The sequence below is a fragment of the Pseudomonas sp. NPDC085632 genome (genome assembly GCF_044541255.1).
Taxonomy (GTDB): domain Bacteria; phylum Pseudomonadota; class Gammaproteobacteria; order Pseudomonadales; family Pseudomonadaceae; genus Aquipseudomonas.
In genome coordinates this window covers 45,047-60,892 of the sequence record NZ_JBITSX010000017.1, presented here as the reverse complement: position 1 = coordinate 60,892, position 15,846 = coordinate 45,047, and the positions used below count along the sequence as shown (strand labels likewise).

Genomic DNA, 15,846 nt, shown 5'->3' with positions numbered 1-15,846 from the left:
AATCAGTGATATTTCAGGCCTCCATACTAGCCAGCGGCCGCCAAGTGTCACGGTCGTATCCGGCCAGTTCGTGTAGCCAATTGAGTCAAACGTCGCGCAAGCGTCAGCCATTTACTTTAGTCGGGGTTTCAAATTACCTTTCAGGCTATTCGTCCGCCTCCGCCGCCATTGATCAAAGGAATGGGATCATGCAATCGCTCGGCTTCACCTCGGTTCCGCCGCTGCTCAAGTACCTGCGCCATGCCGAACAACTGGGCATGGCCATCGAGCCTGCGTTGGCGGCGGCGGGTTTGCAGGCGCAGCAGTTGAGCGACAACACCCTGCGTTTGCCCGGTGAAGCGCATGAACGCTTGCTGGATTATTTCTGCGAACACTCGGGCGATCCGCTGTTCGGGCTTAACGCGGCGAATTTCGTCCTGCCCAATTCGTGGAGTGTGCTCGGCTACATCACCATGAACTGCGCGACGCTGGGCGATGCGATGAGCCGGATCATGCCGTTCGAGAAACTGGTGGGCGACATGGGCGTCAGTCGCGCCGAGGTGCTGGATGGCCACGTGCATCTGATCTGGACCTGCCGTTATCAGCGTCCACGGATTCGTCGCCACCTGGTGGAAAACGTCCTCGGCTCCTGGCTGCACTATGCACGCTGGATCGCTGATACGCAGATGTCGCCGGCAGCTGTGTGGCTGGAGCACGCCCGCCCGGACGAGGTGACGCTGGCGCAATATGAGCAGTTTTTCGATTGCCCGGTGTTGTTCGATCAGCCGTATTCGGCGCTGGTCGTGCCGCTGGCGTATTTGCAGTTACCGTTGCGTCAGGCAGATGCGCAGTTACTGCGCACACTGGAAGAACATGCGCTGGGATTGATGGCGACGCTGGAGGATGCGTCGCTTGAGCAGCAGGTGAAGAACATCCTGCGCCAGTTGCTCAAGGAAGGCTTGCCGCGCAAGGAGCAGGTCGCCGAACAGCTCGCCGTTTCCGTGCGGACGTTGCAGCGGCAGTTGCATCAGGCGGGGACGTCGTATCAGCAAATTCTCGATGATTTGCGCCAGGAACTGGCTGAGCATTATTTGCTCAATAGCGCCTTGCCGATTCAGGACATTGCGCAGTATCTGGGGTTTACCGAACCGAGGTCGTTTCACCGCACGTTCAAGAGTCGTCGCGGGATGCCGCCGGGGGAGTTTCGGCAGATGCATCGCGGGTGATTGTTCCGGCCTCATCGCTGGCAAGCCAGCTCCCACAGTGTCCGAGTCGTCCACAAAATCGATTGCTTGCACGTAAACCTGTGGGAGCTGGCTTGCCAGCGATGGCGTCAGTTGCAGCCCACAATGCCTACAGGTAAATCTTCGATACTTGAGCGCAATAAACATCCCGCATCACAGGTGTTTAAGGACACTCAGCGTTACGCGAAACAGCCCACAAATCCTTGCGCCGTAACCTACGCCTAAGCCAGAATCCGCCGGCTTGTGCGCCCAGGGCTTGCTGCGTAACTTCAATCGGGTCACTGATTCCCAGTGATCGGGTTTAGTAGCCCGGATTAGTTGACTTACGGTTGCACAAGAATCATCCAGTCGGGCTTTCGCTTGCACTTGATGGTAGCTGTGCGCATGGCATCTTCGGGTGCGCCGGATCTTGAGTCTTCTGCCGGTCTACTAACTTGCGCACAGCTGCCACCCCTCTCGTTTAGTAGCGAGATGGCTGCGGCTCTTCTGGAGAAAGACTCAATGTTCAAAGTAACGCCAAACCCACCGGTCACCGACCCGGGCTCCCCGTACGAATCCCCCGACTCAAAGAAATTCCACGAAGCCGCCGAGCGCGCCCTCGACCATTACCTCGGACCACCAACCGCCGAGATCATGGCCGCGCCCTACAAACCCAACAAGCTGTACATGACCGACCCCGAAGCCGATACCGAGTCGCTGCTGGTCGATGCCAGTGAAACCCTCGGCTCGGCCACCGTGATGCTGCATAACCACGCAGCGATGGTCGAAGGCACGCACCGCAAAACCCTGCAAGGCATCGCTCAAGTGGTGATGCTAGCGGAGCTGGCGGTTAATCGCATACTGGACAAGTTAGTGCCGACCGAGTGACGAAAAAGCCCGCTGTCAGACCTTGGTGGTTCGGCAGCGGGCTTATTTGTCTGGGTTGCGATTTTTCCCCTCACCCCAGCCCTCTCCCGGAGGGAGAGGGGGCCGACCGAAGTGTCTGGCGTTGTACATCGACCTGAACGACCGAGTCGATTATGGATTCAGCAAAGCATATTCAGGTCGACGTAACTCGAAAGCATCCCACAATCAGTCCCCTCTCCCTCCGGGAGAGGGTTAGGGTGAGGGGCTTTTCGCTTCAGAGACAAATCGCATTGGTAAACACCAGCCGATTACCAAACGGATCAACGATCGTCATGTCCTGACTCCCCCACGGCATCGCCTGAATGCCCGGGTGCGAGAATTTGTAATCCTTGGCCACCAACTGCTCCTGAAACGCCTCCAGCTCATCGGTCTCGATGCGCAGCGCCGAACCTGGGCACGCATCGCCGTGATGCTCGGACAAATGCAACACACACTCGCCACGCGACACCTGCAGATACAACGGAAAATTCGCCTCGAAACGATGCTGCCAGTCGATCTTGAAACCCAGAAAATCGACGTAGAACTCGACAGCCTTGGCTTCATCGAAGATCCGCAGAATCGGGGTGGTTTTGCCGAAGCTCATGGGGTGCTCCCTGACTGATTGGCCCCACAGTGTAGACGGGGTGGATGTCAGCAATTCGGCTTGGGCTGGCGTTTCTTTAATTGCACAGTGCCACTATGAGACACAGTTCAAAAGATCGCAGCCTTCGGCAGCTCCTACAGAAGGTCGCATTCCCATGTAGGAGCTGCCGAAGGCTGCGATCTTTTGACGTCAGCAGAATCACTTAAACCCGTCGCGTAAATTCCCATCGCGTGCGAGAAACCGCCCTTTCCTGCGACCATTCGCCTGCCCGTCGCGATAGCTCAGAACACCGTTGATCCAAACACCGTCGATGCCCAACGCCGCACGTTGCGGGTCGTGAAAGTCCGCCACATCACGCACCGTCGCCGGGTCGAACAACACCAGATCCGCCCAATAGCCTTCACGAATTTCACCGCGCTCCTTCAGTCCGAATCGCGCGGCCGACAGCCCAGTCATCTTGTGTACGGCGGTGTGCAGCGGAAACAGCCCGACGTCGCGGCTGAAATGTCCCAACACCCGTGGGAAAGCACCCCACAGACGCGGGTGCGGGAACGGATCTTCCGGCAGTCCGTCAGAACCGACCATCGACAACGGATGCGCGAGGATTCTCCGTACATCCGCCTCGTCCATGCCGTAGTACACCGCGCCCGCCGGTTGCAGGCGTTTGGCGGCGTCGAGCAACGGCAGATTCCATTCCGCAGCGATGTCGATCAGGTCGCGGCCGCTGACTTCCGGGTGCGGCGTCGACCAGGTGATGGTGATGCGGTGGGCGTCGGTGACTTGCTTCAAATCCAGTGTCGAAGAACTTGCTGCATACGGATAGCAATCGCAGCCGACCGGGTGGGTTTTCGCGGCTTCTTCCAATGAGGCGAGCAACTGCGGACTGCGCCCCCAGTTACCGACACCGGCACATTTGAGGTGGGAAATGATCACCGGCGACTTAGCGTGACGGCCGATTTGAAAAGCCTCATCCATCGCTTCCAGAACCGGGGCGAATTCGCTGCGCAGATGGGTCGTGTACACCGCGCCGAACGCCGTGAGTTCTTCGGTCAGTTGCATCACTTCATCGGTGGAGGCGTTGTAGGCGCTGGCGTACGCCAGACCTGTGGATAAACCCAACGCGCCGTCCTCAAGGCTTTCGCGCAACTGCTCACGCATCGCGGTAATTTCATCCGGGGTCGCGGTGCGGAACAGGTCATCCAGATGATTACTGCGCAGCGCCGTATGGCCGATCAGTGCCGCCACGTTCAGCGTGGTATTCGCCGCTTCGACCGCCGCGCGGTAATCGCTGAAGCGTGGATAAACAAATGCCGCCGCCGTGCCGAGCAGATTCATCGGATCCGGCGGATTACCTTTCAGACTGACTGGCGACGCGCTGATCCCGCAGTTACCGACAATCACCGTGGTCACGCCCTGACTGAGCTTGGGCAGCATCTCTGGCTGACGAATCACCACGGTGTCATCGTGGGTGTGCACATCGATAAAACCGGGCGCCAGCACACGACCGGCCGCGTCGATTTCTTCGGTCGCCGTGGCATCGTGCAAGTCGCCGATATGCTCGATGCGGCCATCGCGAATCGCCACGTCAGCGCGGTAACCGGGGGTGTTGCTGCCATCGATGATCAGGGCATTGCGAATCAGGGTGTCGTACAGCATGTCAGTCTCCCAGCGGCAGGTGATCGTCGCCGCCACGGTATTCGTCGAGGGCGAGTTTGATCCGCCGCAGACGTTCTTGATTGTCTTCAGGATTGGCCAGCGCCAGCTCGGTTGCGAGCACGTCGATGGCGAGCAGCATGCCGTAGCGCGCCGCCGTCGGTTTGTAGATGAACGAGGTTTCTGCGCCTTGCAGCGGCAGGACGATGTCGGCCAGTTGCGCCAACGGCGAATCGGCGCGGGTGATCGCCAGAATGCGTGCGCCGTAGTTGCGCGCCAGTTCCACGGTCTCGAGCAGCTCCGGGGTGATGCCGGTCAGCGAACAGACGATAAGCACTTGCTCGGCGTTCAGGCTGGCGGCGGTGACACGCATCATCACCGCGTCATGACACACCGCAATCGGGTAGCCGAGGCGCACCAGGCGTACCTGCAATTCATCGCTGCACAGGGTCGAGCAACCGCCCATGCCGAAGGCGTGAATCATTCGTGCCTGGCCGAGCAGTTTCACTGCGTCGGCGAAGCGTGACTCGTCGAATCCGGCCAGATGCTGGCGCAGCGTGGTTTCGATGTCGCCGACGATCTGCCCGTAGAACGCCGACTGCTCAGGCGTGCCCGCCGGGTCGAGAAAACGGCTGCCAACGCCGCTGGCCTGTGCCAGTTGCAGGCGCAGATCACGCAGGTCGCGGCAGCCGACAGTGCGGGCGAAACGCGACAGCGTGGCGGTGCTGACTTCGGCGCGTTGCGCGAGGTCTTCGAGGCTGGCGCTCGCGGCAAAACCGACGTCGTCGAGCATCAGCCGGGCGATGCGACCTTCTCCGGCGCTGAAGGAATCCTGACGTGCGCGGATCTGGTAGAGGATGTCCATGGGCGGCGGGCTCCGGTTACAGCAGGTAAGAAAGGCCGACGGTCAGGCCGAACGCGACTACCGAGATCAGCGTCTCGAGCACGGTCCAGGTCTTGAACGTCTGCGCGACCGTCATGTTGAAGTATTCCTTGATCAACCAGAAGCCGCCGTCGTTGACGTGAGAAAAGATAACCGAGCCAGCACCGGTCGCCAGCACCAACAGCTCAGGGTGTGGATATCCCAGACCAATGGCCACTGGCGCGACCACGCCGGACGCAGTGGTCATGGCCACGGTCGCCGAACCGGTGGCGATGCGCATCAACGCGGCGAACAGCCAGCCCATGATCAGCGGCGACAGGTGGAATTCATGAGCGAGGCCGACGATCTGATCAGTCACGCCTGCATCCACCAGAATGCGGTTCAAGCCACCGCCAGCGCCCACCAGCAGAGTGATACTGGCGGTGGGTGCCAGGCATTCGTTGGTGAATTTGAGGATCGATTCGCGGTTGAAACCCTGGGCGATACCCAGCGTCCAGAAACTCAACAAGGTCGCCAGCAGCAGCGCAATCACCGAGTTGCCAATGAATAACAGGAACTGGTTGAAGCCGCTGCCCGGCGTAGAAATCAGGTTGGCCCAGCCGCCGATCAGCATCAACACCACCGGCAACAGAATGGTCGCCATGGTGATGCCGAAACCCGGCAGTTTGTCGCGCGGTTCGCGGTCGAGAAATTGCTTTTCCAGCGGGTTATCCGTCGGCAGTTGAATGCGCGGCACGATGAACTTGGCGTACAACGGGCCGGCGATGATCGCGGTCGGAATACCGATGGCAATCGCATACAGCAAGGTCTGCCCGACCGACGCCTGATAGGCCTGCACCGCAAGCATCGCCGCCGGGTGCGGCGGCACCAGCGCATGCACCACCGACAGGCCGGCGACCATCGGCAAACCGACCATCAGAATCGACACGCCGACGCGCCGGGCCACGGTGAACGCAATCGGCACCAGCAAGACGAAACCGACTTCGAAGAACAGCGGTAGACCGACCAGAAACGCGATGCAAACCATCGCCCAATGCGCGTTCTTCTCGCCAAACTTGTCGATCAGCGTGCGCGCCATCTGCTCGGCGCCACCGGACTCGGCCATCATCTTGCCGAGCATCGTGCCCAGCGCGACCACCAGCGCAATATGCCCCAGCGTCTTGCCCACCCCGGCCTCATACGCCCCCACCACACCCGACGGCGGCATCCCCGCGACCAGCGCAAGACCAATGGAAATCAGGGTGATGACGATGAACGGATTGAGCCGGTAACGGGCGATCAACACGATCAGCGCAATGATGGCAACGGCGGCATAGACCAGCAGCCAATAGCCGAAGGAAGGCGTCATGCGGTACTCCTCGAAAGGGTCACGTTCGAATGGGTTGTGAAACTCATAAATCATTTCGAGATCGAGATTTCAAACCGCATGAAAGTAATTTTCGTGGAGAGGTAAGGCGTGTCGCTGATGGATATGTCTTGTCGTGATTAATGAAAATCGCGGGGCAGGATTTACATGGTCTTTCGGTGAACGGGAAACCAATGTGGGAGCGAGCCTGCTCGCGAAGGCGGCTTCACATTCAACATCTCTGCCGACTGATCCACCGCTTTCGCGAGCAGGCTCGCTCCCACAGTTTTGATCGCATTCCTCCAGAGAGGATGCGCAAAATCTGTGGGAGTTGGTGGACGACTCACACCATTTCGTTACGAATCCATTCAACCACCGATGTACGCTTCGGTGCCCAGCCCAGCAGTTCGCGCGCATGTTTGCCGCGCACTCGGCTGTTGGAGCCGAGGCCGTAGTTGGCCATTTCGTAGCCCCATTCGGCTTCGGCGTCTTTCAGTGGCCAGTCTTGTGGTTGGCCGAGATTCAGGGCTTCGGCCATGGCGGTGGTCATGTCGATGAACGAGGCTTCGCCGCTCTCAACGAAGTAGAAAGTACCCGGTACGTTCTTGGTCAGTGCCAGCAGATACAGGGCGACGACGTCTTCGATGTGCACGTTGGACCAGATGTTCTGGCCAGGGCCGACGTGGCGCACTACGCCGCTTTTGCGTGCTTGTTTGAGCAGTCGCGGCAGTTGCACGCTGTCGCGATTGACGCCCAGGCTGTGGCCGTAGATCAGCGTGTTGCAGATGACGGCAGAATTCACGCCATCCTTTGCCGCGGCGAGGATCAGATTGTCGATGGCCACACGCGCAGCCTTGTCGACGGTCGGCTCCGGCAGATTGTCTTCGTAGTAGACGATGTCGCTGGACTTGCCGCCCGACGCATCGCCGACGATGCTCGAACCGCTGGTGTGCAGGAACACTTTGTTGGAACCGCGCAAGGCATCGAGCAACGCTTCAACTGCACCGCGATGGTCACTGCTGGCGGCGTTGATAACTGCGTCGGCAGCGCGAGCCTGTTCGGCGAGCAGTGTTTTGTCGTCGAGGGTGCCGATGACCGCAGTCATGCCGAGTGCCTGGAGCTCAGCAGCCTGTTCGGCGCTGCGCACCAGACCGGTGACTTTATGACCGGCCTGAACCAGACCGGTGGCGATCGAGCCGCCGATAAAACCGGCAGCGCCGGTGATGAATACGTTCATGGAGAAACTCCCTGCGTGAATAAGTGATGGGACGAGTATCTGCCCGTGGGTCCGAGGGAAAAACCCGCCCTCGGCCAATTCACTCTTGCGCAGAGGTCACGAATCAGCCCTTGAAATCGGCGCTGGCGTAAGCAGCGAGTTTGCTCTGGATAAAGTCGAGAAAGCACTGAATGCGCAGCGCCAGTTGCGAGTTACGGTAGTACACGGCGTTGATCGGCTGGCGATAACCGCTGTTGAACTCGCCAAGCAGGACTTTCAAGCGCCCGGCACGAAGATCATCGATGGTCATGAAGTGCGACAGGCAGGCAATGCCCTGCCCTTCCAGCGCCAGATGACGCACGGTCTCGCCACTGGAAGCGCTGATCGCCGGGGTAATCGGCCAGCGGTCGCCGTGGACGTAGCGCAGCGGCCATTGGTTGAGGCCTTCGTTCTGGGTGAAGCCGAGCAAGGTGTGCTCGCTCAGATCGGCGACTTGCTGCGGCGCGCCGTGTTTTTCCAGATAGGCGGGACTGGCGACGATCAGCAGCGGACTGCAACCGAGCGAACGCGCGTGCAGCGTCGAATCGGCGAGTGTGCCGATACGGATGGCGATGTCGGTGCTTTGTTCCAGCAGGTCAATGATCAGGTCATTGCTGTTGAGTTCGAGCTGGATGTCCGGATAGAGACGGCGGAATTCGTCGATGTACGGGACCACCGCGTGAAGCATGAACGGTGATGCGGCGTTGATGCGCAGGCGCCCGGACGGGGTTTGCTGGCGCGAGGACAGGCGCTCTTCGAGTTGATCCATCTGATCGAGAATCAGCTTGGCCTGCTCGAAGAAATACTTGCCCTCCTCGGTCAGGTCCATGCGCCGCGTGGTGCGGTTGATCAACGTGGTGTCGAGCTTGGCTTCCAGCTTCGACAACGTGCGGCTGACCGCCGACGGCGTTTGCCCGACCTGTTCGGCGGCGGCGGAAATCGAACCGCATTCGATCACGCAGACGAAAATCTGCAACTCATCGGATCTGGCTTTCACGGGTGTCCTCTTTGAGATCGCCAAGATCGCAGATGACTGCAACGCGCTGTAGGAGCTGCCGCAGGCTGCGATCTTTTGCTGTTACCACCGATAGTAGCCCGAAACCCTTCAGGCCTTGAGACCAAACACCTCGGTCAAATGCTGCTCATAACGCGCCACGTCACCTTCGATGTTCGGCCGTTTCATCACGTCGACACAGAGGAACGTCGGCAAACCGGTCATACCGAGAAACTCGTTGGCCTTGTGAAACGGGAAGTACACCGCATCCACACCTTTGGCTTCAAAGAAATCAGTCGGGTCATCGAAGGCTTGCTGCGGTGCGTTCCAGGTCAGCGACAGCATGTATTGCTTGCCCTGAATCAGGCCGCCGCTGCCGTACTTCTGCGAGGCGTCGGAACGGGTGCGGCCATCGCTGGCGTAAAGGCTGCCGTGGCCTTCGGTGAAGACTTCGTCGAGGTACTTTTTCACCGTCCACGGCGCGCCCATCCACCAGCCAGGCATCTGATAAATGATCACGTCGGCCCAGAGAAATTTCGCCACTTCTTCAGCAACGTCGTAGCCCTCGTCGATGAAGGTGGTCTTGACGTCGACCCCGCCGCGATCCAGCACGCTCAGCGCGGCTTCGTGCAGGGTGGTGTTGTAGCGACCGTCGGAGTGAGCAAATTTTTTACCGCCATTGAGCAACAGCACTTTTTTCATGAGAAAGCCTCGGCGCAGCCAGTGGGCTGGGTGGAGAAGGGAAAATGGAATGGCGGCAGATTAGCGATCCGCCTCGCGCGGAATAAGGCCTGATTGCGCAAAATACATTTGACTGAAAAGCACGAATCGAATGGCGATTATTGCCATAGCATCCGCAGCCATCTGCATTTGAGGAGTTGTTGTGATGAGTGAACGCCTGGGTTTTATCCTGCACGCCAAGACCCACCCGGAAAAAGCCGAAGCCTTCGAGGCGTTGTTTCGCGCTTACGTTGAGCCGAGCCGCGCGGAGCCGGGTTGCATCGAGTACCACATGCTGCGCGATAAAGAAGATCCAACGCTGTTTATCTTCTACGAGATCTGGGCGTCGCAAGCGCACCTGGATGTGCATTCGAATCTGCCGCACATGAAGGCGTTCTTTGAGCGACGCATGGATTATCTGGAGCGTGATTTTGATATCCGCCAGATCGAAATGCTCAGCGAGGCCTCGGCTAACCGCTGATCAGCAGATGGGCGCCAAGCACGCCCAGACCGATGAAAAACACACGCTTGAACAGCACGGCGCTAATGCGTTCGCGCAGCCATTGGCCGAGCAACATACCCAGAATGGCCGGGATCAGCGCCAGCAGCGACGCACTGAGTTCGCCGCCACCGAGGGCGCCACGCCAGAGCAATCCTGCGGCCAGTGCCAACGTCGAAACGGTGAATGACAGGCCCAGCGCCTGGACCAATTCATCGCGACTCAAGCCAAGCGCTTGCAGGTATGGCACCGCAGGAATCACGAACACGCCGGTGGCTGAGGTGATGACGCCGGTGATCAAACCGCTCACGGGGCCGAGCCAGGTTTCATGGCGCGGCTGGATGCGCTGTGTTGGCAAAAACAATCCACTCAACGCGTAGAGCAACAGCGCCGCGCCCAACCCGCGCACCACCCAATGCCCGCCCGCCATACCGATCCATAACGTGCCGACGCCGGTGCCGAGGAAGATCATCAGCAGCATCGGCCAAAGGCGTTTGATCAGTCCTTTCAAGTGCCCGCCAAAAGCCAGTTGCCAGACGTTGGTCAGTGTTGCCGGGATGATCAGCAATGCCGCAGCCTGTGACGGCGCCATAGCCAGACCGAGCATGCCCATGGCGACCGTGGGCAGGCCGAGGCCGATTACGCCTTTGATCAGACCGGCAAGGATGAAGGTCATCATGACCAGCAAAGACAGGGCAAGGCCGAGGTGTTGGTAGAAGTCTGTGAGCGTGTTCATGGCGCTACTGTGCGCCAGTCCGGGCTGGCTGGAAATCTGCCATATACTGAGGCTGCCTCTTCTCCTACAAGAGGCTGAAATATTCTTTGAAGCTGTTGGCCTCATCGCTGGCAAGCCAGTTCCCACCGTATTTTTGTTGTTCACACATTTTGAGATCAACACTGAAACCTGTGGGAGCTGGCTTGCCAGCGATGGGGTTAGCCCAGACACCACAAAAACCAGAGGCTGCCAATCATGCACTTCGACCTCACCGACCTGCGCCTCTACCTGCACATCCTCGATACCGGCAACATCACCGCCGGCGCGGCGCGCAGCCATTTTTCCCTGGCCGCCGCCAGCGCCAGAATCCGTGCGATGGAAGCCTCGCTCGGCATCGCTTTCCTCGAACGCGGCCGCCGCGGCGTCACGCCGACGCCGGCCGGCAAAGCCCTCGCCCACCACGCGCGCATCCTTCTACAACAAGCCGAACGCCTGCAGCAGGATCTCGCCGATTACGCACAAGGCGTCAAAGGCCAGGTGCGTTTGCTATGCAACACTACGGCGATCACCGAATACCTGCCGGAAGTACTCGCGGACTTCCTGCGCGGTCATCCCAATCTCGACATCGACTTGCAGGAACTGCCCAGCGCGCGCATCACGCACGCCCTGCGCCAAGGTGCGGCGGACCTGGGGATCGTCTCCGACGCGGTCGACACCCACGGTCTGCAAACCCGGCCCTTTCGCGACGATCCCTTGGTGCTGATCCTGCCCCCTGACCATGTTTTGGTGAGTCGGTCGTCGCTGACGTTTGGTGAAACCCTGGCGCACGACTATGTCGCGCTTGGCAGCCGCAGCGCGCTGGCGATTCACCTGGAGGAACAAGCGCTGCACATCGGCCAGCGCATGTCGATCCGGATCCGTGCCGATGGCTTCGAAGGCGTCATGCGCATGGTCGCGCGAGGTGCGGGGCTGGCCATCGTGCCCAAAGTGGCCATCGAGCGCTGGGCGGCGGTGCACTCGGTAACGTGCCGGCCGCTGGACGAAGTCTGGGCGCATCGCACTCTGCAACTGTGCGCGCGGGACTTCGATCACCTGCCCGGTTACGCCCGGGCCTTGTTTGATGCGCTGGTGCCTTGACTCTACCGCTAGGGGCAGACTCTATCCTGTGCGCTTCATTTCAGGAGTACACACAATGAGCAAACGAATGCTCGTGATTCTGGGTCACCCTTCCACCGACAGCTTTTGCGGGGCATTGAGTGACACCTACGTTCAGGCCGCCAAGGACGCCGGGCATGACGTGCGGCTGCTACGTCTGGATGCGCTGGAGTTCGACCCGGTTCTGCACGAAGGCTACAACAAGGTGCAGCCGCTGGAGCCGGATCTGCTGCAAGCGCAGGCCGATATCACCTGGGCCGAGCACCTGACATTCGTTTATCCGATCTGGTGGGGCGGGATTCCGGCGCTGTTGAAAGGCTTCGTCGACCGGATTTTCCTGCCGGGTTTCGCCTTCAAATATCGCGAAGGCAAAGCCTTCCCCGACAAGCTGCTCAAGGGCCGCACCGCGCATTTGCTGGTGACCATGGACACGCCGTACTGGTACTACAAATGGATCTACGGCATGCCCGGGCTGAATCAGATGCGCAAGACCACGCTGGAATTCTGCGGCATCAAGCCACTGAAGACGCTGACCTTCGGGCCGATCCTTGGCTCCAAGCCAAACCAGCGCGATGCGTGGCTGGAACAGGCGCGCGTGACCGCCGCCGTCTAGGTTTTTCCAGCCGCCTCAACTGACGGCGCACCCGCCGCCGTCAGTGCCTCTTCCGGGTTCCCTTCACGAGCCCGTCCGTCGCCTGTGCACGTGATTTACGCGCAGTTGCAATTTTCAGATGGTATTGGACATATAATCGCCGCCGATCCGGCATGACGCCTGATCGCGCTAAGCTATGTTTGATCATCGAGACGGACCTTTATGTATATCGGCAAAGCCGCCCAGCTGTCGGGCACCACTGTCAAAAGCATTCGCCATTACGAAGAAATCGGCCTGTTGCCCGAGCCCAAGCGTGAAGGCAAATACCGCATCTACAGCCAGCAAAGTGTCGAGGTGTTGACGTTCATCAAGTGCGCCCAGCAATTGGGCTTCAAGCTCAAAGAGCTGCAGGTGATCCTCAACAACTACCGCGGCGACGAATTCCCGTGGGACATGGCGCAACGAGCCATTGCCGAAAAAAAAGCCGAACTGGTGACCCAGATCGGCGATTTGCAGCAATTGCATGATGGCCTCGAAGCGTTCGAAAACAACCTCAACGACGCCCGCCAGGAATGTCAGTTCGAACGCATCGCCCGCTATGGCGAAAAAAACCCGGTCAATACACTGAACTGAAAACCCTGCTGCGCCGCATGACCAGACTCGCCTGCCGTCTCAGGGCAGGCGCGCCCACGCGGTGGCGAATCAGCCCGGCACCGGCTCCCCCTCTGTGCGCCGTGCTGGGGCCGGCGCATGCACCGGCGCAATCGCCGCAAAGAACCACGGCGATACCAGCGTCACCAGGACAATGGTCATGACCCCGCTGGAAAACAGCGCCATCGCCACCAGTGCGCCGAGATCGACAATCGGCTTGAAGTCGGAAAACAGCAGCGCCATGAAGCCCACGGAGAAGATCACCACGTTGATCACCGTCGAACGGCCGACGCTGTGCATCGCCTGCAAAATGGCCGCGTCGATCTCAATGCCCTGCTGCACCAGCAACTTGATGCGCGACAGCAGGTGCACCGCGTAATCGACCACTCCGACCACCAGGAACGTCACCAGTGTCGTGCCGATATTCAGTTCAATGCCGAACAGGAACATGAAGCCGTACACCGTCACCGAAGTGGTCAGCAAGGTCAGCATGCCCAACACCCCCAGGCGTACCGATTTCAGCCAGTACATCATCATCAGCGTGACGACCAGCAAGGCCAGCGAAAAACTCAGCACCTGACCCTGAGTGATTTCCTGCAGTACCCCGGTCCAGATCAACGGCGTGCCGGCGTGGGTCACTTCCAGGTTGGCCGGTTTGTTCACCAGCAACCAGGCATCGAGGCGATCGAGCATGCCCTGATAGTCACTGGCGACCGACGAGGTCATGGTGTACAGGGTCAAGGCCTTGGAAAAATCGGCGTTGAGCACGTTGTTCAGGTCCGAGCCGCCACCGTTTTCGAACAGCATCACGTGCTGCTCGATCAGTGAATTGCCCGGCACTTCAAAACGCTCGACCTGCCCGTCGTCATTGACCGACGTCACTTTTTCCACGGCATTCGGCACCCGCAGAAATTCCGGGTTCATGTCGTTGAGCACCAGGTTCATGCGCTTGACGTACGTGGCCAGGGAATAGCCGTAACTGACATTCGGCTGCTGTTTGATGAAGTGGTCGAGCTTGTCGATGAACTGCACCACTTCGGTGGTCAGTACGCCGCGTGGCTCTTTGCTGTCGATGGCGATCCAGCCCGGCGCCGTACCCGCCACTTTGGCGTGGTTGATGAACTGATCGGACACACGAATGTGGCTTTCCGGCTTGAAATAAGCGATGCCGGAGTCTTCGATATCGACGCGGAACGTGAATACGGTGGCCAGCGCCAGCACAGGCAGAATGACCATCAGGATCGGTTTTCGAAAGCGGATCATCCAGGCACAGAACGCGACCAGATACCGCGAGATGATCGATTCCTTGTGCACCTCAGCCTTGGCCTGCTGCGGCTGATCCTTGCCCCAGATCGCGATCCACGCCGGAATCAGCAACAGCGAAATGATCAGTGCCGCGGTCAGGCCGATCGACATGAATACGCCGAAATTGCGAATACTGACAATGTTGTTGGTGGTGGAAATCATGAACGTGGCGATGGTCGTCACGGTCGTCAGCACCACCGGTACCACCATCAAACGCTGGGTTTCGCGGTTGGCCTCGCGATTGCTCTTGCCGGCGCTTTTCTGCTCGTAATACTCAGCCATCACGTGGATCGCATCCGAGCAGCAAATGGTGAACAGGAACACTGGCAGCACACTGGTCAGCAGGTCGAACGGCACCCGCAGCAGCGCCATCAGGCCCAAGGTCCAGATGGTGCAGAACAGAATATTGAACAGCGGCAACAGCACGCCCAGCGGTTTGCGGAAGAAGAAGATCAGCAGCAAGGTAATCAGCAAAAACACGATCGGGAACAGCACGGCCAGGTCGTGATCGATGATTTCCTGCTGCGCGGCGATGAAAATCGGCATGCCGGCAATGAAGATGTCGTCCTTGTACTCCGGGTGCTCGGCCTGATATTGCGCAACGATTCCGCGCACGATCTGATAAGCCCGCAGTTGCGCCTGAGCGTCGTCCTGCTTGGTGCCGAGTTCGGCCACCAGCATCGCGACTTTCTTGTCCTTGGACACCACCCCGTCGACCATCAGTTCGTTGCCCATGATCTGCGACTCGACCAGCGCCGGGTCCATGTCATAGGCATTCAGGGTTTTGTGGATCAACAGCTCGCCGTCGTCGGTCAGGACGATGTTTTCCAGGTCGCCCATCGAGGCCATTTCGCGGATCGGGTTGATCCGCTCGGCGAGAAAGGACAGGAACAACTGATCATGGGCATCCCAGTTTTGACTCTGGGCATGATCACGCAATGCCTTGGCGCTGGCGTAATCGTTCTGCGAAAAACCACTTTCGAGAATGTCCCGGGTCAGCAACTGCGCACGGCTGTCGTCTGGGTGCCGGGCGACAATCTGCGCCAGCTGCTCCTTGTCGGCATCGTTGGCCAGAATCATTTTGCGCACCGATTGCGACATCGAAAACAGCGCGTTGAGCGTCGATTTGTTGAACACCGTTTGCGGGTTGTTCAGCGCCACCATCACCGAGTCGAACGTGCCGGTGAACTCACCCTGCAAATCGATGATGGTCTTGCGCGCCGGGTGGCTTTCCTTGAGCAGATAGGGGTTGGTGTCGTACACCAGCGCGCCCAGCGTATAAGTGAAATACGCCGTAATCGCCACCAGCAGGAAAACAATCGCCCGCGCATAGCGCTCGACGAAATTCAGATATCTTTCCATGATCA

Annotated in this window: 15 protein-coding genes; 6 read left to right on the top strand and 9 right to left on the bottom strand. The window is 59.3% G+C overall.

Translation table 11 applies throughout. The annotated features are described in order from the left end of the window. The first annotated feature begins 188 nt into the window (after nucleotides 1-188). Together ACIF4X_RS13870 and ACIF4X_RS13865 are read left to right on the top strand one after the other, a co-directional pair. The gene (locus ACIF4X_RS13870) at nucleotides 189-1,205 is read left to right on the top strand and encodes an AraC family transcriptional regulator (RefSeq protein WP_397482573.1); all 1,017 of its coding nucleotides are present in this window, start codon (nucleotides 189-191) and stop codon (nucleotides 1,203-1,205) included. A gap of 519 nt (nucleotides 1,206-1,724) precedes the next feature. After that, nucleotides 1,725-2,090: a DUF6124 family protein gene (locus ACIF4X_RS13865; protein WP_322845836.1), complete on the top strand. Its 366-nt coding sequence runs from the start codon at nucleotides 1,725-1,727 to the stop codon at nucleotides 2,088-2,090. 253 nt (nucleotides 2,091-2,343) lie between these two features. Here ACIF4X_RS13865 and ACIF4X_RS13860 read toward each other — a convergent pair whose 3' ends face one another. From ACIF4X_RS13860 to ACIF4X_RS13830, 7 genes are all read right to left on the bottom strand, one after another. Beyond that, entirely contained in the window at nucleotides 2,344-2,712 is a 369-nt protein-coding gene (locus ACIF4X_RS13860) for a glyoxalase superfamily protein (protein ID WP_397482572.1), read from the bottom strand. A gap of 198 nt (nucleotides 2,713-2,910) precedes the next feature. Next, nucleotides 2,911-4,368, bottom strand: a complete 1,458-nt coding sequence (locus ACIF4X_RS13855; protein ID WP_397482571.1) for an amidohydrolase family protein — start codon at nucleotides 4,366-4,368, stop codon at nucleotides 2,911-2,913. A 1-nt stretch (nucleotide 4,369) separates the two neighbouring features. Next, nucleotides 4,370-5,230, bottom strand: a complete 861-nt coding sequence (locus tag ACIF4X_RS13850; RefSeq protein WP_077570951.1) for a MurR/RpiR family transcriptional regulator — start codon at nucleotides 5,228-5,230, stop codon at nucleotides 4,370-4,372. 16 nt (nucleotides 5,231-5,246) lie between these two features. Further along, nucleotides 5,247-6,596: a GntP family permease gene (locus ACIF4X_RS13845; protein WP_397482570.1), complete on the bottom strand. Its 1,350-nt coding sequence runs from the start codon at nucleotides 6,594-6,596 to the stop codon at nucleotides 5,247-5,249. 340 nt (nucleotides 6,597-6,936) lie between these two features. Beyond that, nucleotides 6,937-7,830: an NAD-dependent epimerase/dehydratase family protein gene (locus ACIF4X_RS13840; protein ID WP_397482569.1), complete on the bottom strand. Its 894-nt coding sequence runs from the start codon at nucleotides 7,828-7,830 to the stop codon at nucleotides 6,937-6,939. 103 nt (nucleotides 7,831-7,933) lie between these two features. Then, a complete protein-coding gene (locus tag ACIF4X_RS13835) occupies nucleotides 7,934-8,845 on the bottom strand; it encodes a LysR substrate-binding domain-containing protein (RefSeq protein ID WP_397482568.1) in 912 nt (303 codons plus the stop codon). 108 nt (nucleotides 8,846-8,953) lie between these two features. Further along, nucleotides 8,954-9,544, bottom strand: coding sequence for an NAD(P)H-dependent oxidoreductase (locus tag ACIF4X_RS13830; RefSeq protein WP_108226487.1), 591 nt, complete (start codon nucleotides 9,542-9,544; stop codon nucleotides 8,954-8,956). 184 nt (nucleotides 9,545-9,728) lie between these two features. Between ACIF4X_RS13830 and ACIF4X_RS13825 the strand changes: the two genes are divergently transcribed. Continuing rightward, a complete protein-coding gene (locus ACIF4X_RS13825; protein WP_397482567.1) occupies nucleotides 9,729-10,043 on the top strand; it encodes a putative quinol monooxygenase in 315 nt (104 codons plus the stop codon). Here the strand turns inward: ACIF4X_RS13825 and ACIF4X_RS13820 are convergent. Continuing rightward, nucleotides 10,033-10,797 (bottom strand): sulfite exporter TauE/SafE family protein, encoded by a 765-nt coding sequence (locus ACIF4X_RS13820; RefSeq protein ID WP_397482566.1) that lies wholly within the window; start codon nucleotides 10,795-10,797, stop codon nucleotides 10,033-10,035. The two genes, ACIF4X_RS13825 and ACIF4X_RS13820, sit on opposite strands and share 11 nt — an antisense overlap. A gap of 234 nt (nucleotides 10,798-11,031) precedes the next feature. Here ACIF4X_RS13820 and ACIF4X_RS13815 point away from each other — a divergent pair, with 234 nt between their 5' ends. From ACIF4X_RS13815 to ACIF4X_RS13805, 3 genes are all read left to right on the top strand, one after another. After that, nucleotides 11,032-11,913 carry a LysR substrate-binding domain-containing protein gene (locus ACIF4X_RS13815; RefSeq protein ID WP_397482565.1) on the top strand — a complete coding sequence of 294 codons (882 nt, stop codon included), beginning with the start codon at nucleotides 11,032-11,034 and terminating at the stop codon, nucleotides 11,911-11,913. A 55-nt stretch (nucleotides 11,914-11,968) separates the two neighbouring features. After that, the gene (locus tag ACIF4X_RS13810) at nucleotides 11,969-12,544 is read left to right on the top strand and encodes an NAD(P)H-dependent oxidoreductase (RefSeq protein WP_141127847.1); all 576 of its coding nucleotides are present in this window, start codon (nucleotides 11,969-11,971) and stop codon (nucleotides 12,542-12,544) included. A gap of 201 nt (nucleotides 12,545-12,745) precedes the next feature. After that, a complete protein-coding gene (locus ACIF4X_RS13805; protein ID WP_077570934.1) occupies nucleotides 12,746-13,156 on the top strand; it encodes a MerR family transcriptional regulator in 411 nt (136 codons plus the stop codon). Between the two features lie 69 nt (nucleotides 13,157-13,225). Here the strand turns inward: ACIF4X_RS13805 and ACIF4X_RS13800 are convergent, their stop codons facing one another. Beyond that, complete coding sequence (locus ACIF4X_RS13800) at nucleotides 13,226-15,841, bottom strand: RND family transporter (protein WP_397482564.1); 2,616 nt, start codon at nucleotides 15,839-15,841, stop codon at nucleotides 13,226-13,228. Nucleotides 15,842-15,846: the final 5 nt, after the last annotated feature.